Source organism: Pseudoalteromonas luteoviolacea (assembly GCF_001696455.1).
GTDB classification, from domain to species: domain Bacteria; phylum Pseudomonadota; class Gammaproteobacteria; order Enterobacterales; family Alteromonadaceae; genus Pseudoalteromonas; species Pseudoalteromonas luteoviolacea_C.
Window position 1 is genome coordinate 302610 of sequence record NZ_MAUJ01000003.1, and the last position, 20738, is coordinate 323347.

Here is a 20738-nt window from a genome sequence, read left to right on the forward strand (position 1 = left end):
CCTTTATTGAACGATTCTTACGCTACCTGCTTCTTTAAAAACACTAAGGTCAGAAATCACCACTTTTTCACCCATCGCCAAACCGGATATCACCTCCACTTGGCCCAAGCTTCTCGACCCTAATTTGATTGGCTTTTTGACTGCGGTGTCGTCTTGTACCACGTAAACATAACGCCCCCCACCGGTCTCTGCAAATTGACCTCTTGGTAAAAAGTAAACATCACTTTTTTCTTCCAGAACGACGCGGCTCGTCAAGCGCTGATTTTGTCTCAAACCTTTAATATTTTTACTTTTAAATCTAATTTTACCTTCAACTTGACCATTTACTATTTCTGGAGAAATCGCGATCAATTCGCCTTTGTAAGTGCTGCCATTGAGCGTCAAATCTGCACTCATTCCCAGCGCCAAATCATCCGCATAGTTTTCAGGAATATTAACTTCCACCTCGTATTGAGACAGATCGACCACACTCAACAGTGGTTGGTTTTTAGAGACGGTATTCTTTTGCTCAACGGCTAAATTACCCACTATGCCTGCTACTGGCGATTTTATGGATAGTGCGGCAACTTGCCTTTGAATTTCATCTACGATGACTTGTTGTGCTTCCCATTCTAATGCACGCGTTTGAATTTCAAATTTTTGACTTTCTTTAAGTAGGGCAACTTCCTTAATGGCGAGACGATGTTCTCTTTGTGCATTTTCAAGGTCATCTTTGGCTTTTTGAAAATCAATATCGCTGACGACTTGGCTTTTGTGCCCCTCTTCATTTCGTCTCATTTCTCGCTTTGCCGCGTTTAGTGCAACCTGCGCCTTTCCAATGTAATTTTCTTGCTCCAGATTCTGCTTTTTGCCTTGAATTTTTTCACGCTCAAGTTGCGTTTTTAACCGAGTAAGTTCAGCTCTCTCTTGCGCAAATAAACTCGTCAATTCAGGGCTATCAATCGTCGCTAATTGTTCACCAGCTTTCACCGTGTCACCCGGTGTTACATGGTAAGTTACCGTACCTTGAGCCGGACTATAAAGAGTCGGTCTTTTGGCTGCTACTACCCTACCTTGAACAGAAATATCCCTAACAAATTGGCCCTTTTGTACTTCAGCAACGCGTATATTCTCTAATCGAATTGCCCCCTGTCCACCAAACCATACCGATAATTGTGGCACTACCCACACAAAAAATACGATGATACCTACAGCGACAGACAAATAGAGTTTGTAATTCCTTTTCTTCTCTATTTGCGTGTCTTGAGCACTGGTATCAGATATATAAGTCATTTTTTACTTCCTTGAGGATCTCGTTACAGCTTTACACTGTATAAAATACACAACAGAGCCGTGATTGTCACCAATAATAAACATTTTATTAAAGAGTTTTATTTAGCCAATTCGCCAGATTATGAATTGAAATTTGGCTAATAAATAACTAGTTAGAAGGCTTTTAGTTGATTTTTATCATTATAATTAAAATATTAATTACAAGGAATAATGAACATATTGGCTATAAACAAAGTGGTTTGTTAACAAATGAATATGAGCACCTGTAAAATAATGTCTTTTTTGGGATAAAAAGCGCAGCTTCCGTGCCGCAGCAAGTGCTTGGGAGTGTTACTTAGTAGTATAAAATCATTGATAAAACTGCCAACCCCCTGAGTACATTGGAGTACTCAAGGGGCTCAACAGTAACATCACAACTTTTGCGTCAATACGGTTTCGCTATTAGATACCGCCCGCTTAATTGCTTGCGCGAAGTCTTTTCCCTTTGCTTTGACCATAATGCTTGGCAAGCCAGGAAGCAGTACCTCAATGCGGCATTGGGTCAACGTGCCATGAAGTTTCGAAGGTACATCGTCTATATGTACTTTTACCTTACGAATATTAGTAACGTATTTGGCAAATTTGGTGGTAATCAATTTTGCAGCAGCGTTCTTGGCACTTGCGCCTAGGGTTTTGCCCGTCATACGTAAATTTAATTTCATATCTGTTGACCTCGTTCAATTAAACGCTTAAAAGCATCATTCATAATGAAATTACTGATTGCGTCGATGAATTAAATCTACTAAGGTGGAATCAAAGATAAAAGCTGATTAATTCTTAGTTTGGCATCGAAATTTACGAAGTATTATGAATATCAACTATAACCACCTGTACTATTTTTGGCAGGTAAGTAAATTAGGCAGCATTGCAGCCGCCAGTAAAGTGTTACACCTGACCCCTCAAACTATCAGCGCTCAGATCACGAGCCTAGAGCAGCGCCTAGGAAAACCCTTATTTGTCCGCGAGGGAAGAGGACTGCGGCTTACCGAATATGGGCAACTGACACAACAGTATGCAAATGATATGTTTAATGTTGCAGAAGAATGGCTCGAGACAACACGAGGAGATCTCGACAACCTAAATCGAACGTTAAAGGTCGGTATTTCTGACGCCCTGCCTAAGTCACTTGTTTCAAAATGGCTTTCTCCACTTATCAAGCATGAACGGATCACAAACTTGCACTGTATTGATGGTCAGCAGTCTGAACTATTAGCACAAATGGCAACACATAAAATCGATCTCGTTCTCGCGGATAAACCGCTGGACAGTTCAACGCCATTCAAAGCGTTTTGTCATGAGATAGGAAAGAGCCAACTCGGCCTTTATGGCAATTCCAACTATTACGCAAAATTGAGCAAAGACTTCCCTAATACACTCAAAGATATGCCCATTATTTTACCGGCAAAGACAAGCCCTGTTACCAATGCGATTCAGTACTGGCTCGAAGACCTTGAGATCAAGATGTCCGTCGCTGGACATGTAGATGACAGCGCCCTAATGAAGTCACTTGGACAACAGGGATTTGGCATTTTCCCAGCCCCTTTGTCAATCAAAGAAGAAATAGAAAGACACTATGATGTCACTTTCATTGGCAGCATAGATAACGTTTATCAACACTATTACGCCTTTACACCTGATAGACTCATTAAGGATTCAATTTACTCCGAGTTTGTGCAAAACGCACAAAAAGAAGGCGAGTAATTAACTCTGAACAACTTGAATAATAAGATTTGAGCGCAATGGATAAACCAAAGATTACAATTCACTATTGTGTATTATGCCAATGGCTTTTAAGAAGTGGTTGGCTTGCTCAGGAGCTGCTATCTACTTTTGGTCAAGATTTAAAAGAAGTCGCACTTGCCCCTGCTTCAAAAGGCGTGTTTGAAATTTACTACAATGACCAGCTTATCTGGTGCAGAGTCAAAGACGGCGGATTCCCTGAAGCCAAAGAGCTAAAACGTAGAGTTCGAGATTTGCTGTGTCCAGAGCGTGATTTAGGACACATAGATAAACACACGAATTAACTAAAGGCGCAGAGTAATGACACCCTGAAAGAGTTAACATCCTCAATGCTCTTTCAGGGTATATTTGATTATTACCTATTTTGTGATTGGTAAATAAATATCAGTGACCATCTCACGCTCTGCAACTTCAGGGAAGAAACGTACTCTTTCCAAGAAAATAGGGAAGTCTCTCAACTGATATGAAGAATCAGCTAACCACGTTTCATAAAGAAAATTGACCGACGCCCCTAAAGTATCATCACTCCCCACATGCCTCAAAACCGCACATTCCCCTGCCGGTATCCGTTTGGTGACAACGCCATGAGCATTATCTTGCACAGGTAAGTTAATAGCACACCCTATGTCTAATTGGTATTCATCGTCACACACTAAGTTAGGATCACTATAAATTAGGTTAAATGTTTTACTGGAACTGGGCGGCAAGTTATTTTCTCGCCGCCAATCAATAAACCGCCTAATGCTGTTTCCTACGAGTCTGGGGTCACCTCGGTGCTCAATCGTCGCTATCAAAGTTTCCTCAAATGAGACGATATCAATATTCGGCATCAGACTTGTAGTCTGACACCGTCGCCGAACCGCTATAATATCGTCATATTTAATATGCCATTGTGTCCAATCTGGCTTATTCCTGAAATTTGTCGGGGTCAAGCTAAAGTATTTTTTAAAAGCACGAGAGAATGCTTCATGGCTTTCAAAACCCGCATTCAATGCAATATCAACAACTTTCATCTCATTTCTGAATGCTAATTGGTACCCCGCACGCTTAAGGCGCAACAACCTCACCAAAGAGGCAACAGGCATACCAAAATAAGTAGAGCACTGTCTGTGAAAGTGGTATTTGGATAGATGGGCAACATGGCAAAGCTGGTTTATATCCAGCTCGCCATCAAGATTAGCTTCTATGTAATCTAGTACCTTGATAAATTTTTGGTGCATCATCGGCCTATTTTTCTCTTAAAAAGGCGATGTTAAGGTCTAATAATCTCATATACTTGACTAAAGTTGCGCAATCACCAACTAATATCCAGTACCTATTGGCCATCATATTGCCTGTAAAATAAGGGAATCTATGATGAATGCGAATGTTGAGAAGGCGATATTATCGCCCTGCATCTCGACGGATCTGCTCCAGTAACTCATCATCACTGATCAAACGCTGCATAACTAACTGAGCCTCTGAACTATTCGAATTGTTGTATAAATCCAGAATATCACTTGCAAGTTGTTGCTTGAGCTCTGGAGATGACTCACCAGATTGATAGTACTGACCAATCAGACCTTCAGCAGCCATAGTCTTCATATACTTATTAGGCTCTTTTTCAATAATATCTTGCAGTGATTTAGCGATACGCGTATCGACCACGGGCGTGTGTGCGACCACTTCTAAAGCCTGCACTTTTAATTTCTCATCTTGGCTGTTGCGACTAATCTCAAGTACTGCGTCAACCGTCTCATAGTCAAACATCTCGCCCTGAGTACGATTCAGAATATACATATTCATTTGCAACTGGCCCATTGCCGACAGGCGCTCTGTAGGTGAGAGGCTCTCATCAAGTACTTTGCTACGCAAGTCTTGACTGACTTTCATTGCAAATTCGGGGTCTGTTTTTAATTTGAGATCATAGTCTTTTGGAAGATCTTCATAAAAGCCATATACCGGATTATCTTCTCGATTTTGCGCTTTGTCTTTGCGTTCTTTTTCTTCTAGTACTGCAAGGATGACTTCCTCCATACCATCCACAGATGGCGTACTCGAAAATGCACGATTTTCTATGTCGAGAATCCGTTCCTCTAAATACTCAATGCGTTCAATAAGCGCATTTTTATCCATTGCTCCAAGATCGAGGTGACTTTGGCTGATTTGCGCTTTCGATAAGGCGTCAGTGTTCGATACGTGATGCGCACTGTCTTGCAAAACCGCTATAGCGGGTTCAGAGCGAGACTGAGATTGAGTAAATACTTGGTTATACAAAGACAGGGCTAACGCTGCTGCAGCGATACCTAGAGCTATATTACTTTTAGTTTGAGACATTGTGTACCTACTATACCCACTTAGAGGTTTTATATTGATAACGCTTCCTTGGCCAAAACTCGATTCAGTAATGTAGTTTATTTGACACTAAAAAACTGTTAAAAGTTGTACACCAAATTTAGCCATAGGTCAGGGGGTAATTGCAAATCATGAGTATAGATAAATCATTTTTATCGCGCGCTGCTTTTTTAGTATGGGTGATATGTGCAGCACAAACAGCCTTTGTTTTATCGGACTTGTGGCCCTATTCCAAAGCTTCTCGTTTGTACCAGCATGCATTAGAAACCCTGACAACCTTTGCTATTGTGGCTATTGCCGCAGCTACATGGCGTTCTTTGCTCACTCACTGTGAAAACCGAGAAACTATCACTTGCGCGAAGCTGGTTGCGTTAGGAGTTTTATTTTGCGCGTTTGGAGATTTAGTTAATTTCAATCTTTTTCAGCATGGTTATCGCTACGATCCGCTAATAAAACACGACTATTTAATTGACTCGATTTATGTTTTCTCAATAGGCTACGGGTTAATTTTGTTGAGTAGTTATTCATTTCTTAAACGGCTAGCAATTACACACCGCCAAATCTTTGCGGTAGTTTTAATGGTGAGTAGTGTAACTTTACTCTCATATGCACAAATGCGATTGCCAGATACTGCTCCCTACGTATCTACCTTGGCTGGTTTTTACGCTTTGTTGGTTGCACAATGTGCCAGCGTTGCCGTCTTGCTATTGCTAAAAGCAGCTAAGTCTGGGGCTCCCAAGCGTTACTATTTACTTGTCATTGGTCTACTGCTCGCGACATTAGCAGATGCACTCATTGGACAGTTTTGGTTATTTGGCAATCAGGGACAAGGTTACTTCCCATTAATTAGGACCGTTAACTGGTTTATATATATCAGTTCGAGCCTGCTTATTATTCAGCTTCCGTGGGTTTTTCAATGGTTAATCATTTCTGAGAGACAAGCTGTGAACGCGCAAATTGAGACTTTAACCAATGGGTGAGATTTCGCATCAGTGAGCGTTGTGCACTGTCCTTTGGCATCACCAAGTGATAAGAAAAGGGCAGTTGAACGGCTTTAAATGGGAGCTTGACTAGCGCTTTATCGTGTAACAAATCACTTGTAATATAATGCCACCCAAGCGCAATGCCCTGACCGCATTTTGCCGCTGTCAGTGTGTGGCTGACATGGCTAAAGCGCCGATAGTTAAGCTGTTTAGGCATATCCAACTTCTGACTTTTAAACCACATTTCCCAGCTCATATTACTCGGCGCGTCTTCTGCTCCACCTTGGTAGGCAAGAAAGTTGCTGAGTGCATTGACTTGACCATTATAATTTGGCGCGCAAACCGGATATACATATTCATGCGCCATAAAAATACACTCCAGATCTGTATGCTGTCCATGGCCAAAGTGTAAATGTCCATGAATATGACGCTGATTAAAATCTACCAATTGATCTGCGGCAATCAACTGCAACTCAACGTTAGGAAAACAATCATAAAAGTCATTTAACCTTGGCACTAACCAACCGTCCAGCAGTGACGGGACCACCGCAAGTACGAGGCGCTGCACAGATTCGGGTTGTGTCGCTGCGTCCACCCCAAAATCGATTAATTCAAACCCCTTATTAACTTGTTCAGCCAGTTGTTTGGCCGTATTGGTTAATGTTACCCCTTTTGACTTTCGATGAAATAAGCTCATACCAAGCTGTGACTCAAGCAACTTCATTTGATGGCTCACTGCACTCGGAGAGATATTAAGAACTTCTGCAGCCTTTGAAAAGTTGAGTTCTTTGGTGACAACTGAAAACGTCTGAAGCGCAGTCAGTGAATAGTTTGGCTTGCTCATGATGTGAAATTTACTCAAATCAGTTTGAAGTATTATCGCTTCTCAAAGCGGCTTGTCAAATGCATACTAAAACGCAATTTCACCCTCAAATATAACCATCAACCTCAGTGCAGGGAGTATCTTTCATGGCAAAATATATTGCGCAAATTTCTTGGCAACGCCCTCAAAATGACATTTTTATAGATCAGAAATACAGCCGAGTACACACGTGGGCATTTGACGGAGGTATACAAGTCATGGCGTCTGCGTCACCAACCATAGTGCCACTTCCTTATTCTAATGCTGAACACATTGACCCTGAAGAAGCTTTTGTAGCTTCCCTTTCTAGTTGCCATATGCTGTTTTTTCTACATTTTGCAGCCAAAGCGGGACTCGTGGTAAATCGCTATGTGGATAGTGCTGAAGGCCTCATGAAACACAACGCGCAAGGAAAGCTTGCCATCACAGACATCATACTCAAGCCAAAAGTCGAATGGCAAGACGGCGCTACTGTGGCGGCAACAACCTTGCATGCTTTGCATCATCAAGCCCACGAAGCGTGCTTCCTTGCTAATTCTGTGCTCACAGAAATTGAAGTTCAGCCTCAATAGTCAGAAGATGACTTCGAGCACGTATCGCTCACCATGCACAGTGCTCTTTACATACCAGCCAAAGCAATCACACACCTGTTTAATGATTTTGCTCCCGAGACCAAAACCACTAGATGGGTGATTCCCCCCCACGCTATTTTCAAAACGTAAGCCTTGATCAGATGCGTATACGTCTAATGCGCCTTGCCCGTGCTGCAATGCATTTTTTGCGACTTGGGTTAGCATTAAACTGAACAGCACAGTATGTAGTGCTTGAATAATTTGGTGCTCTTCTATTTGCAATTCAATTATCAATCCATGCTCATGCCACTTAGTACGCCAACGCTTGAGCACATTGTTCAAAGCATGATTTTGCAATTGACTCGAGTTCGGTCTGCTTAACAGTAAGATACCCTGTGCTATTTGCGACAATTCACGCTGACTCACCTCCAAGGTATCCAGCACATCTAGTGCCTCAAGCGGAATGTCATCGATTTGCTGTATTCTACTCATACAGTGGCTAATCTTTGTCAAAGGTGTGCGTATTTCATGGCTTAAAAAAGCAGCAAATAATCGCTCTTGATCAAGCGCATGCTGCTGAGCAAATTGAGCCGTTTTATACACAGTTGCAAATTGGTCGAATTCAGAAAACTGAGACGGCTTTATGACTTGATTTGCGACACTCTCTAAAACATTGTCTGCCTCTTTGGAAACATGGGCACCAATACGCCAGATAACAAACCCAAGCGGTAACAGCATGGCGCCAGCTAAGATGATAAAAATAGGCATCAAACTTGGTGAGTCTTGTACTGAAAAAAAGTGGACAACATACAATGGCTCTTCATCTACACCTTGAGCTTTAAGGATATACATATCTCCAGACTGGGTGGCAAATAACGCGGTATGGGCGAACATGATCTCAGTACTTTCCACTGCTAAGCGGTACTCTGTCGGCATCTGGTCTAGCGCACCAATATATTTACCTTCAAAGTGATAAGGCAAAGCCAATTGCCCACTCAAAGCGAGCTCTAAATCTTGATGCAAGTAAAACTCGGTCGTATCATCCCACGCATAGTGGTAAACCCACTTCGCAACCAGCGTCCATACCAAAACGAATAGGATAAATAATGCGCCTATCCGCTTAGCTAAATAAGCTGTAATACTCTGTTTTTTATTCACTATGCTTCCTTAGCATAAGACCCTGACCTTTAATTGTATGTACCAGCTCAAGCTCACCATCTTTACTTATGTTTTTCCGTAAACGCGTAAGTAGCGACTTATACATGTTATTGTTCACATCTTGATCTGGCCAAACATTACATAATATTTCTTCTTTGCTGAGGGGGTTAGGTGCGTTTTTTGTTAGTAAACCAAGTAGTACCCATTGCTGTGGCGACAATACTAAAATACGCTCTCCGCGCTTGGCAATTTTCGAATTAAAGTCAACAAACAACGTATCTAGCTCAAAAACATGCTCAAACCGAGTCTCTTGTTTCTTAGCCAAGATTTTCAGACGCACGGCCAACTCAGGTAAATCAAAGGGCTTGGTTATGTAGTCCAATGCACCTGCTGAAAAAGCAGCAAGCTTATCTTCCAGAGCAGTCGCAGCAGTGCAAAATAACACTGGAACACCTTGCCCTAACATTTGCTCACCGACCAAGCTGATGCCATTGCCATCAGGCAAATCCATATCTAAAATTACCGCATCATAGCGACTATATCTTATTGTTTGTGCAGCGATCTCTTTCGCGCTTCTAATAGAAGCGGCATAATCCACCTCAATATTTTCATGTTGCAAAAAGTCAATCAATTGAGCAGCTAACGCAGCATCGTCTTCAACAAGCAAAACCAGCATAAAGCCTCTACACTGTTACCTTATGGTTACCATGCCTTTGATAGTGTAGCGCCATCTAACAGGAGTCAACTATGCGAGTAACAAATATGCCTATTTTTCCCTTATTGTTAGCTGGTCTATGCCTATCAGGGTGTAACTCAGATTCAAGTAACCCGACAAATAGTTCAAACAATAGCAACGATCCCCAACCACCAACAGCGGCAGAACAGGTATCTAACGAGTTCGCGACACAGCTGTTCACCAACGGTACTATATATACCGTAAATGAGGCTAAACCTTGGGCACAAGCTGTTGCTATTAAAGGCAATAAGATCATTTTTGTTGGCAGCAATGAAGATGCAAAGCAGTACATAGGTGACAGCACGCAAGTGATCGACCTAGCAGGAAAAATGATGATGCCGGGCTTTCATGATGTTCATATGCATCCGCTAGAATCAGGTTCAGATGCCACACAATTTACCATCCCAGAATCAGCATCCACCGACACATACATCGCTTTAGTAGAAGAAGCTGCATTGCAGAATCCAAATGCCCAATGGTTGATTGGATACGGCCATAACATCGGCACGTTACTTGAGATGCAAGACAGCCCACTGGATGTACTTGACGAGGCAGTTGCTAATCGCCCGGTGATTATTATGGAGCAAACATCACACTCAATGTGGGTTAACAGTAAAGCTTTGGAGCTTGCTGGTATTCATAGCGATAGTTTAGATCCGATTGGCGGTGTGATCGGCAGAGATGAGCAAATGCGTCTCGATGGGATTCTCTATGATAATGCCGGTAATCAAGTCATGGAATTGGCCATGCGCTCATTGAGTAACGCTCAACAAAATGATTATTTGGGGTTAATAGAGTATACAATGCCAGCCTTAAATAAAGCGGGGATCACGTCAATTAGTGATGCGCGAACCTATTGGCAACGTGGACATTTAGAAACATGGCAACGTGTAGCAAATGAAGATAAGTTAACGCTACGCGTGCATTTGGGCTTATGGGCATATCCGCAAATGAATGATGCCAGCCAAATAGCCAAGCTAAAGTCGTTGTACCAAGCGCAACCAGATAGTTTACTCAAAGTAAACCAAGTTAAGTTCTATGTGGATGGGATTTTAGTCAATACAACTGCAGCAATGCACGAACCTTATCATCAAAACTGGCTAGAGCTTGAGGGTAATAAAGGTCTAAACTATTTTACGCAAGCCAGGTTAGAGCAATACATCAAAGCACTCGAACCTACAGGCTTTGACTTTAATATTCACGCTATTGGCGATCGAGGTATTCACGAAGCGCTCAATGCCATTGAAAATGCTTCTACAGGTAAATCTCGCCACAGATTAACGCACCTAGAGGTGGTGGACCCGGCTGATTATACACGGTTTGACAAGCTCGGGGTAATTGCTGATGCACAAGTCGCTGGCGATTTTACTGATCCGAGTCATTGGCCTGAGAATATTCCGCTGCTTGGCAATGAACGTTCGCAAGATTTAGTGCCCATTAAAAGCTTGATCGCAAACAATGCTACATTGACACTTTCAAGCGATTGGAATGTAAGCCCTTTTAACCCATTTATCGGCATTAGTAACGCGATATCGAGAACGCCACAAGCAATCACCTTGGCACAAGCACTCGAGGCTTATACGCTAAATAGTGCCTATGCCATGCGTCAGGATCACCTTGTAGGTAGTATAGAAGTAGGAAAACTGGCTGACTTAGTGGTTTTAGATAGAAACCTGTTTGACAGCACAATACAGGAAATTGCCCAAACAAATGTTGTGATGACACTGCTAGACGGAGAGGTCATCTATAAAAAGTAGGTGAATAAGACTGTGACACACAGGTGTATTAAGTGCCTTTGTGTCACCCAATTGAAATATATTAACTCACGCACAACCTTTAAGACTATTTTATTATCATCGAAGATCTACTTACCTAATAACCATTACTTTTATCATACACGCACCACACTTCATCAACACTTAAGCTACGCACAATCACATTTAATTATTTAAATATACTGAATAATGACTAGGTTATTTTGTTTCTACCAGTGGTACCATTGCGCAAATTTTAAACCTAAGTACCCATACCATGTTCAAATCATCCGTAATATCAAGAATATCAATCGGATACACGGTAGTTCTCCTGGCAATGGTTGCCATAAGTGTGTTTTCTTTGTTTCGAATGACAGAGATAAATAGCAACTTGAAAAAGGTGACTCAGGTCGCCCAGCCAATTGATATTAAAGTAAATTCTGTAGAAAGCAAACTGGACCAACTCAATTTATTTGTTTATCAACATTACTATACAGATAGCATTTCTGAGCAGTTGAAATTGGAAGGTTCCATTAAAGAGTATAAAAATGCCATTCAACTTGAGTTGGACGCAATGTCAGCCTTGTTTGCGAACTTACCAGACAATGAGGAAAAGTTGCGCGTATTGGAAGACTTCGAGCTCAGCAAATCTCAAGTTTTTATTGCACAAAACAAGTCAATGACTGTAGCCAGTGCCGCCCTGAAAAACAAAGCGACTTTACAGCAATATCAAGCACACATTGACGCGCTTGATAAACAATTAGCTGATTTAACTGGGCGCTATCAAAAATACAAACAGTCTCAGCTCATCACCACAGCACTTGGTCAACTCAGGTATGGCGTATCCATCGCGAAACAGTTTTTGCTGATTAATGAGTTATCTGACTTGCAAGCGCTTTCAGCTGAGTATAAATCTTGGCTGAACGATTATGTAAACACAGGCTATCAGCTAGAAGCCTTGGGAGCCAACAGCACATTAAAACGCAATATACTTCAGCCTTTAGGCAATATCGCCACTGAGCTTGCTTGGACAATGGGTCAGCAAGACGGTATTAAGTCTCTGCAAAGCAGCTATCTATCGAGCAAAAACGTACTGATCAACAATCTGTCACAGGTTGAAACCGGCTTGCAACAGTTAAAGTCTGATATGGCGCAGATCAGCGAATTAAGCCGCGCTTTTAGCGCCAAAATGGAAGATCAAACAACATTATCTGTTGAGTCTAGTTTCGTGTGGATTTCACTCGCAACAGCAACGACACTGCTTTTTGGCATACTTATGGCCTATTTTATTACGCGCAGTATCAGCAAACCATTAAAGCAAACTGTTACAGACATCGAAAAGCTAGCGACAGGAGATCTAAGCAATGAAATCGACGTCAAAGGCGAAGACGAAATATCGCAACTACGTCTTTCTTTACACAGCTTGCGCATTGCTTTTGTAAATATTATTACGGATATAAAAACTCAGTCAGGACAAATAAACCACTCCATTGAGACGCTCTCTCAAAGCGCGCAACATACTACCATCATCGCAAATCAACAGAAGGACCAAACCACGCAAGTTGCCAGTGCCGTATTGGAGATGACAGCGACGTCGAGCGAAATATCTGGCACAGCAGAGCAAGCCACCAACTTAATGGCACAGGCTGACAGCTTGGCAACTCAGTCTCAGGGGTTGGTGCAACAAAACCAGCTGCTCAGCGAGCAACTGCGCAGTGAAATGACTTCGGCAGCAGAGGCTGTCGCTTCTCTTGACCAAGAATGTAAGCAGATAGAAGAAGTCATAAATGTTATCGACACCATTGCTGATCAAACCAATCTACTGGCCCTTAATGCAGCGATTGAAGCTGCTAGAGCAGCTGAACACGGCAGAGGTTTTGCTGTAGTTGCCGATGAAGTTCGTACTTTAGCCATGAGAACCCAAACCTCCACAGAGCAAATTCAAACCAAAATAAATCAATTGATGCAATCTTCTGATCTCGCGGTTAAAGCACTAAATAGTTCACTTGATAACACTCAGTCCAGTCGTCAAATGGCGCAGGAAATCGACGTGCAAATCAAAGAATTTGCTCAAGGTGTCAGTGATGCTCATCAGCTTAATGAGGTCATTGCTGAGGCTGCCAAGCAACAACACATCGCAGCGCAAGAGATCAGTACCAGCATTGAAAACATTGATGCGCTGTCAATGCAAACCCTTGCACAAATCCAACAAAATAATGCTGCTGCAGACGAGCTCGACAATGCATCTGATGCATTAGTCGCTATGAATGAACAATTTAAAGTGAAATAGAGGCTGTGATGTCCAAGTATTTATACCTCCTCATAACTGTACTGCTTTGGCCAAGCTTTACCTTTGCAAAACAACAACTAGATCTTTACACATGGCGGCAACAAGAGCGGCTATTGTGGGAAAAGATTAACCAGCGCAACCTTATTGACGGCATCCACGTCAATGTCAAAGTCATCGATTACGACACGTATCAGGCGCATGTGCAATTAGCAATACAAAACCAGCGTGTCGACTTATTTCAATGGTCCCCGGGCCCTGCAGCACTCGCACCGCTTATTGAATTTGGACTAGTAGCGCCACAAACAAAAACGCTGCCCACCATTAATAGCAATGCGTTACCCGCAGCCACAGGTGCGGATAACAAACTCTATGGCGTTCCTTTCGCTATGCAGCTTGAAGGGATCCTCGTTAACCAAAAACTACTCACCAAGCATAACTTGGCTTCGCAACCGCAAAACCTTTTGCAATTAGAGAGGCTGTTCACACACTTGTTAGATAAGGGTATCACTCCACTGCAAATGGCCAGTGATCAGTGGTACTTGTCACAGGTTGTTGCAGAAGTAATGACTGCAGGGTTACTAAAAGCTTCGCATGCACAGGCACTTATTCAAGGTGAAGCATGCTTTACTTCAAACGAGTATGTCACTGTTCTAAAAACCTTACAGGATTGGCACAGCAGAGGTTTTATCAATCAAGATGTCCTGACGCAGGATTACCACGGTATGGGCACGAGTAAAGCGCTGGGTAACTCAGCCTTGGCGTTAGATGGCGGTTGGCGGGCCGGCCCCAACTCCGTGTTTTACCAAGTAGACAAAAGCTATCAAGTAGAATTTTGGCCCGTACCAGGTGCCAGTGGTAAGTTTTACGGATTTGCAGATGGTACGTATCAAGCTAATGCCCTTGGTTCACATGCTGTATTGGCCCAAAAAGTACTAGACTTCACCACCACAAAGGCTTTTGCTAACTTATTTGCCAATACCTTAAACGAAGTACCAGCATATGCAGGGCATGTTCAAATCAACAGCCAAAATGTGAGAAAACAAGCCAGACTACTGAACGAGCAAAGCTACAGTGCCAGTTTATTTACCGCTACTTCGTTAAACCAAGGTAGTCCAAACTATCAGCAGCTTGTCACAGAGGCCATTAAACAGGTTTTTAAGGGCGCGTCCGCACACTCAGCAGCTTTACATATTCAGAAAGGATTAAATAGTTGGCAATATATTGGTGTTAAACACTGTCAGGTTTAAGCTGATAGAGTAGATAATTATTAGACGCCTAAAAGAGTAATATAGGTGTGTAGAGATAATATGATGATTCTACTCTCCATAACACATATCAAAACACACCTTAGAATACAGTTGCCAGAGTTTAATTAGTCAACTGTATTACAGGTCATAAGCGTAGCCAAAAATCAAAAAATATCATCACAATTAAATATTTTTCACGTTACCGATAATTAGGTAGCGTGGCCCATCATTTTACTGTGCAAATCACAACATAATCACTATTTAAATAATGAGTACAACACAATAGAGCGTAATATTAAATATACCTATTAAGCTTGGCAGCTAGAAGGCCTTCGTATATTAGTGCTCTTGCCATGTACCATTAACATAGCTTAACCGTTTGTTTATCAGTTTATTCTCACTCTGCTCATATAGCCTCTCAGCAGCCTGTTTTGCTTGGTTCATAGCCTCTTGAGACTGCTCTCCGGTGCAAATAAAACTGTTGGTAACCGGGATAAAGACATGCAGCTTCCCACCCAAATGTTTTTTTAACCCTTCTATATATGGTTCACACAGAATAAGAGAGGACTCATATGTCCCATTGGCAGTTACAAATCCACACTCTTGATTATAAATTGAGGTGTGCTGTAAATTTTGTTCTCTAGCAAACTTAGCCATATTTTGTTTTGCTAACTGAAGAAGCTCGTCTCGATGTAATCCCAGTGCCTTTATATGGCTGTTTGACAGCACCAATTCCACATCACCTTCAGGCATGACAAAAATCGCAGACAGTGATTCGGTAATTGAATATGCTAATACGGGCGTGTGATGGTTAGATGCGACATCATCTGGGTTGACTTCATCCGGTGTCGTAGCAGCAACCAAAAATAGCTGCCCTTCTGCAGAAAACATTGTCACATAGGTGTCTGCAGGATAGCTTTCGGTAAATTCTTGAATAAAATCATTGGTTACAATACGTGGGTAAATTTCAAGGTTGGGTAATTGCCTTGATTGAGGTTGGTTGCGCCTTTCGCTGTATAAGTACAACACACAAGAAACGCCCAATAATAACACACACAATAGTAAGTACATCTATCACTCCACAATACTTCTAATGGACAAGTCAAATTGATATGCCAACCAAGGACTAAGTGTAACGCACATTACGCATTAAGAAATCATCCGCACGCCAATAAATCAGGCTTAAAAACCTAATATGACCGTTCAATTAAAATTTACCCTTGTATTAACAGACAGGCAGGGTATCGTATAGCAAAAATTTGTCCCGTTTCTTAATTGGAAGTCAGATGCGTAAACTGTTGTTATTACTTTTGTGGTTGTCGACCCCTGCGATGGCCTACCAAGTTCAACCAATGATTGTTGACCTTGCGTCGCACGGAAAAAATTCACTGGTCACTTATCGTCTACAAAATCCCAGTGACAGCGCATTGCCAATTGAAATCGAGGTATTCAAACGCACTTTTGATGCAAACCAATCTGAAGTATTAGTGCCAGCAGAAGATGATTTTATCGTCCTCCCTCCACAGGTAGAAGTACCCGCTAAAAGCTATCAAGTGTTTCGCGCCAAATACTTGGGTTCACCGGAACTTAAAGAAACAACTTCATACCGCATTGTCTTCAAGCAGCTGCCATTACCAAACGAAGATGAAAAGTCTGGTGTAAAAATGGTGTTTAATTTCGCAACTTTAGTGTTTGTTAGTCCTGAAGGGATAAAGGCTCAACAAAAAAGTACGATAAACTGCGAAAAAATAGACTCTTGTATGCTGACTATAAGTAATGAAGGTGAACGCGTATTAGACCTGTCGAACTTTGACTACCACTTTCATGACGGCAAAACTAAAGTGAGCTGGGCTCAGTTTCAGTCAGTGACACCGGGTCGCTTCGTTATGCCTGGACATTCAGTTGAGCTCGACATCAAGCCTTTGTTAGAAGACAAGCCAACGCCAAGTGCCGCGCTTATCAACTTGTTTGACAAAAAGTAAGACAACGCATGTTAAAAACGGGCTTATATACTCAGCCTGCTCAGTATAAGTGTGTCATTTTCTCACTACTTTTGTTTTGGGCTTGTACTTCAATTGCCGCAACATTCAATATGGATTTCCCTGTGCGGCTAAATTCTGCCGAGGTAGGGCAAGTTTCTGCCGCCACTAATGGCTTTGAATTAGCTTCTATCTCTGCGGCTGATTTTAGAAACAGCCTACAATCTGTGCTCAGTGAGAGCGTAAATGATTGGCTCACGAGCAAAGGGGATACCCCAATCACACTGGAAGAGTTCGCAGCCAAGGGCATCGAACTAAAAATGCAGCCGCAAGATTTAACCATTGATATGACTCTCACCGAAGCGGCCATGGCCACTGACAGCCTCACCTATGGCAGACAAAAGCACTTTGATAAACCAAAGGGTGAAGCAAGTTGGGCCATGCTCAACAACTTCAATTTAAACCACGAACGTAGCAATAACAGCCATGACCATAAATCTCAATTAGAGTGGCTAATGAACGCTAATTTAGGTGGTGGCGACGGCGTGAACATGCGAGGCGCATTATTTTGGGAAAACGGCAACACCCAAGACAGTGATGTATATCGTGGAGATATCGCCCTGTTTTATGACAGGCCAGATAAGCCGTTGCGCATTACACTTGGAGACACGCAAATTAATAGCTCTGGGCATCTTGCAGGCGCTCAGCTTGCTGGCATTAGCTTCGAGAAAGCCTATTCGAGGCTTCAACCACAGCGCAGGATCACGCCTAGTAACAGCCAACAGTTTGTTTTACCCCGTGCGGCAAACCTTGAGATTTACATTAATGATTTCTTGATTTCACGGATCAGATTGAAAGCTGGGCGCTATGACCTAAGCGATTTACCGCTTACATCAGGGGTAAATAATATTCAAGTAGTTGCAACCTATGCCAATGGGGAAACCCAAGAGTTCTATTTTACTACACATTACAACTCGAGACTACTTGCCAAGGGGCTAAGTGACTACTCACTAGCATTAGGGAAGCTTTCGACCTTAGAACAAAGACGTTATGAGTATGACGACGAGCTGTTCGTCTCAGGCAATTATGAATACGGTGTTACTGACAAACTCACTTTGGGCATGAATGGTGTTTCACACCCAAGTGGTCATGTATTGGGAGCGATAGCCACAGTAAATAGTCCTATTGGTAATATTTCGGTCCGCTACTCCAAAAGTAAAGCCAGTAATCAGTACGGTGATATCTATTCTATCGAAACGGAACATAGTGTTTTTGGCCATGGTAATTTTGGTTCACCCAATTTACGCTTGGGCTATGAAGTGAGAAGCGACTTCACCAACACACCTTGGCAGGAATTTGATACTATCTCAAGTAGCAGCAGAGCATTTATGGATTACAGCTACTTTATTAGTGATAATTTAGACTTTAACTTCAGTGCGTCTCGTGCCAAAGGCAGCGACAACTTCGTTACGGAAAACGCCTCCATTGAACTGAATTTACGCTATGAAGAAATAAGGGTCCGCGCAGGCTTTGCGCATAACGACAGTGAAGATGCCCGAATTGTCTCTGACAACCAGTTTTTCTTAAATTTTACTTGGAATCACTACGACAGAAACTCCAGTAATCGCGCCCGCACTCAGTATAGCAGCAGAGATAAAGTCGCCAGTGCAAGTTATGCAAAGACAAACAATAACTTTGTCAACGACTATGGCTACGAGGTACGTGCAGAGCAAGGTAGTGACTTTAGGCAGGAGCAATTAGAAGCCAGTTATACTGGTGCGTTTGTCAGAGCAGATATCAGCGCCACTAATAATACACGCAAACAACAACACGCTGACAGCAGTGCGAGTATTAACCTATCTACCAGTCTAGGTGTTGCCGACGGCCATATAGGTATGGGTGCGACCACCACTACCCCCTTTGCCGTTGTGACAAAGCATAATACCTTGAAAGATGCTGAAGTATTAGTAAATGTGGACCGCCAAGGCCGCGCACAAACTAAACCAAGCGGGGATATTGGCGCTCTAATTGAACTGGGGAATGGATACAGCAACTCTCAACTCAACATTGATGTACCTGATGCCCCACTTGGTTATGACTGGGGTCCTGGCATGTACGTCGTGGTAGGTGGAGCCAGCACAGGCCACCACATTCAAATAGGTTCAGAGCTTTCTTATACTATCATCGGCAACCTTTTGGACGATAAGGGCATGCCAATTGCAATGAAACGCGGGCGTGTTGTAAAAGCTCAGGTATCAAGTGACAATGATTTAGCACCATTGAGCGTGCCGATATTTACCAACCGCACAGGGCGATTTGTGGTCGAAGGGATCAGCGTCGGCGATTATGTTGTTGAAATTAATGGTATGACTGGACAATTTAGTATTTCTGATGAAGAACAACGCTTTATAAGAGTGGGTACGCTTACACTAACCAAAAGTCAGCCTGAAGGAGGCGAAAACGAATGAAATCCGTGATCTTTACTTGGCTGATTTTAGGCTTTTTGCTGGCCGCCCCCAAGGCGATGGCGAGATGGAACGACTGTTATGGCAGTATGTTAGCCACTTCTAATCCTTCGGAAATCATTGAGGAGCACAACAACCGTGTCACGGTGTATATACCTCTAAAAATAAAAGTGTCTGATAGTTTATTGGACTGTGCCGATGAAATATGGGTTGAAGACGTCTACTACTACTCAATGGTGTTTTCAGGACCCACACAAGACAAGTACGCTAAGCTGTACGACGCCCAATTCAAAAAGATCAAAGTAAGAAATGGTATTTGGCGTTCTGACCTGAAAGACCGTTCTACGCAAATGTGGGTCAGATTAAGACACTACAGCCTATTCCCTGCTGGTGCCTATACAGGCCACGTCATTGTGTCTGTCGTCAAAAACAATGAAATCATTGATGAGCAATATGTCGATTTAACCTATTACTCCGAGCCACAAGTTGCGATATCTCTTTCCAATTCCAGTAAAGGCAAGGTATCTGGCAGCAATGGTAATTACCACATTGATTTAGGTGAGCTTAAAAGTAATATGCGATTTAACTGGGGCATAAAAATACTGAGTAACAGCTCTTACGATATAGTTGTAGACTCTGAGTACAATGGCTTACGGCATGAAACTAACACCCAAGCGCTCATTGACTACTCAATTCGGTTTGATAACACACAAATCTCATCATCTGGCAGACTCCATCGCAGTTATAACTTTTATCCCGGCGTTAAAAACAAATGGTATGGATTTGAGTTTAAGCTGGGCAATGTTGAACTGATGCCTGCGGGTACCTACCAAGATAATTTATCATTGACCGTTTACCCAAGGTAATCACACTGCAGCTCCTTCGCAATCCTCTTGTATAACGTAAACCGGATAGGGAAGTCGTGTTTTGACACTTCCCTATCAATCTATTGGCACACACGCCACGATATAAATCAAACGGAAACAATATCCATACTTAATGTCAGAAAACGGACAAAGTGCGTGCATTTCACCTAATCAGTTCAAAAAAAGACCACTTTGTTTGGTAACTCGATGAATAGCGTCATAAAATTAACGCGCACCTTAATTAATTACCTCATCACCATCCCATTATCGTCAAAATACCGTCATTAAATATAAATCCCCGCTTATCAGTGACTTTTGCCGCGTCAAAAATTCGTGGTACGAGTTTTGAAGTCATTATTGAGCAAGCTCGTTCAGTAACCCGGAGAAGTTTTATGAGATTTAACAAATATTCTTAGACAGGCAAGCAATTGATATTAAAGG

Annotated in this window: 18 protein-coding genes; 10 read left to right on the plus strand and 8 right to left on the minus strand. The window is 42.3% G+C overall.

Translation table 11 applies throughout. The features are described 5' to 3' along the window. Nucleotides 1-3 precede the first annotated feature (3 nt). The gene (locus tag A7985_RS12075) at nucleotides 4-1272 is read right to left on the minus strand and encodes an efflux RND transporter periplasmic adaptor subunit (protein ID WP_065790715.1); all 1269 of its coding nucleotides are present in this window, start codon (nucleotides 1270-1272) and stop codon (nucleotides 4-6) included. Between the two features lie 410 nt (nucleotides 1273-1682). Further along, on the minus strand, nucleotides 1683-1973 hold the full coding sequence (locus A7985_RS12080; RefSeq protein WP_065790716.1) for a hypothetical protein: 291 nt from the start codon (nucleotides 1971-1973) through the stop codon (nucleotides 1683-1685). Between the two features lie 145 nt (nucleotides 1974-2118). Here A7985_RS12080 and nhaR point away from each other — a divergent pair, with 145 nt between their 5' ends. Further along, complete coding sequence (gene nhaR / locus A7985_RS12085; RefSeq protein ID WP_065790717.1) at nucleotides 2119-3012, plus strand: transcriptional activator NhaR; 894 nt, start codon at nucleotides 2119-2121, stop codon at nucleotides 3010-3012. Between the two features lie 38 nt (nucleotides 3013-3050). Next, on the plus strand, nucleotides 3051-3335 hold the full coding sequence (locus tag A7985_RS12090; protein ID WP_065790718.1) for a SelT/SelW/SelH family protein: 285 nt from the start codon (nucleotides 3051-3053) through the stop codon (nucleotides 3333-3335). A gap of 75 nt (nucleotides 3336-3410) precedes the next feature. On the opposite strand, the gene A7985_RS12095 is transcribed toward A7985_RS12090, so the two are convergent. Both A7985_RS12095 and A7985_RS12100 read right to left on the minus strand, forming a co-directional pair. Then, on the minus strand, nucleotides 3411-4274 hold the full coding sequence (locus A7985_RS12095) for an AraC family transcriptional regulator (protein WP_065790719.1): 864 nt from the start codon (nucleotides 4272-4274) through the stop codon (nucleotides 3411-3413). Nucleotides 4275-4434: 160 nt separating this feature from the next. Then, entirely contained in the window at nucleotides 4435-5367 is a 933-nt protein-coding gene (locus A7985_RS12100; protein ID WP_065790720.1) for a hypothetical protein, read from the minus strand. Nucleotides 5368-5516: 149 nt separating this feature from the next. On the opposite strand from A7985_RS12100, the gene A7985_RS12105 reads away from it, so the two are divergent. After that, a complete protein-coding gene (locus A7985_RS12105; RefSeq protein ID WP_065790721.1) occupies nucleotides 5517-6365 on the plus strand; it encodes a hypothetical protein in 849 nt (282 codons plus the stop codon). On the opposite strand, the gene A7985_RS12110 is transcribed toward A7985_RS12105, so the two are convergent. Then, the gene (locus A7985_RS12110) at nucleotides 6310-7212 is read right to left on the minus strand and encodes a LysR substrate-binding domain-containing protein (RefSeq protein WP_065790722.1); all 903 of its coding nucleotides are present in this window, start codon (nucleotides 7210-7212) and stop codon (nucleotides 6310-6312) included. The two genes, A7985_RS12105 and A7985_RS12110, sit on opposite strands and share 56 nt — an antisense overlap. A 125-nt stretch (nucleotides 7213-7337) precedes the next feature. Here A7985_RS12110 and A7985_RS12115 point away from each other — a divergent pair, with 125 nt between their 5' ends. Beyond that, nucleotides 7338-7802 (plus strand): OsmC family protein, encoded by a 465-nt coding sequence (locus A7985_RS12115; protein ID WP_065790723.1) that lies wholly within the window; start codon nucleotides 7338-7340, stop codon nucleotides 7800-7802. On the opposite strand, the gene A7985_RS12120 is transcribed toward A7985_RS12115, so the two are convergent. Then, on the minus strand, nucleotides 7803-8960 hold the full coding sequence (locus tag A7985_RS12120; RefSeq protein WP_065790724.1) for an ATP-binding protein: 1158 nt from the start codon (nucleotides 8958-8960) through the stop codon (nucleotides 7803-7805). Continuing rightward, nucleotides 8953-9636 carry a response regulator transcription factor gene (locus A7985_RS12125; RefSeq protein ID WP_065790725.1) on the minus strand — a complete coding sequence of 228 codons (684 nt, stop codon included), beginning with the start codon at nucleotides 9634-9636 and terminating at the stop codon, nucleotides 8953-8955. Before A7985_RS12125 ends, A7985_RS12120 begins: the two co-directional genes overlap by 8 nt. A gap of 71 nt (nucleotides 9637-9707) precedes the next feature. Between A7985_RS12125 and A7985_RS12130 the strand changes: the two genes are divergently transcribed. The 3 genes from A7985_RS12130 (at nucleotide 9708) to A7985_RS12140 (ending at nucleotide 14987) form a co-directional block, all read left to right on the plus strand. Then, nucleotides 9708-11453 carry an amidohydrolase gene (locus A7985_RS12130; protein ID WP_065790726.1) on the plus strand — a complete coding sequence of 582 codons (1746 nt, stop codon included), beginning with the start codon at nucleotides 9708-9710 and terminating at the stop codon, nucleotides 11451-11453. Nucleotides 11454-11820: 367 nt separating this feature from the next. After that, nucleotides 11821-13740, plus strand: a complete 1920-nt coding sequence (locus tag A7985_RS12135) for a methyl-accepting chemotaxis protein (RefSeq protein WP_065790727.1) — start codon at nucleotides 11821-11823, stop codon at nucleotides 13738-13740. An 8-nt stretch (nucleotides 13741-13748) separates the two neighbouring features. Continuing rightward, nucleotides 13749-14987, plus strand: a complete 1239-nt coding sequence (locus A7985_RS12140; RefSeq protein ID WP_065790728.1) for an extracellular solute-binding protein — start codon at nucleotides 13749-13751, stop codon at nucleotides 14985-14987. 339 nt (nucleotides 14988-15326) lie between these two features. Here A7985_RS12140 and A7985_RS12145 read toward each other — a convergent pair whose 3' ends face one another. Further along, a complete protein-coding gene (locus tag A7985_RS12145) occupies nucleotides 15327-16058 on the minus strand; it encodes a hypothetical protein (protein WP_065790729.1) in 732 nt (243 codons plus the stop codon). A gap of 215 nt (nucleotides 16059-16273) precedes the next feature. On the opposite strand from A7985_RS12145, the gene A7985_RS12150 reads away from it, so the two are divergent. The 3 genes from A7985_RS12150 (at nucleotide 16274) to A7985_RS12160 (ending at nucleotide 20297) form a co-directional block, all read left to right on the plus strand. Further along, entirely contained in the window at nucleotides 16274-16969 is a 696-nt protein-coding gene (locus tag A7985_RS12150) for a fimbrial biogenesis chaperone (RefSeq protein ID WP_065790730.1), read from the plus strand. 122 nt (nucleotides 16970-17091) lie between these two features. After that, entirely contained in the window at nucleotides 17092-19434 is a 2343-nt protein-coding gene (locus A7985_RS12155; RefSeq protein ID WP_256096749.1) for a fimbria/pilus outer membrane usher protein, read from the plus strand. Then, nucleotides 19431-20297, plus strand: coding sequence for a hypothetical protein (locus tag A7985_RS12160; protein WP_065790732.1), 867 nt, complete (start codon nucleotides 19431-19433; stop codon nucleotides 20295-20297). Before A7985_RS12155 ends, A7985_RS12160 begins: the two co-directional genes overlap by 4 nt. Nucleotides 20298-20738 lie beyond the last annotated feature (441 nt).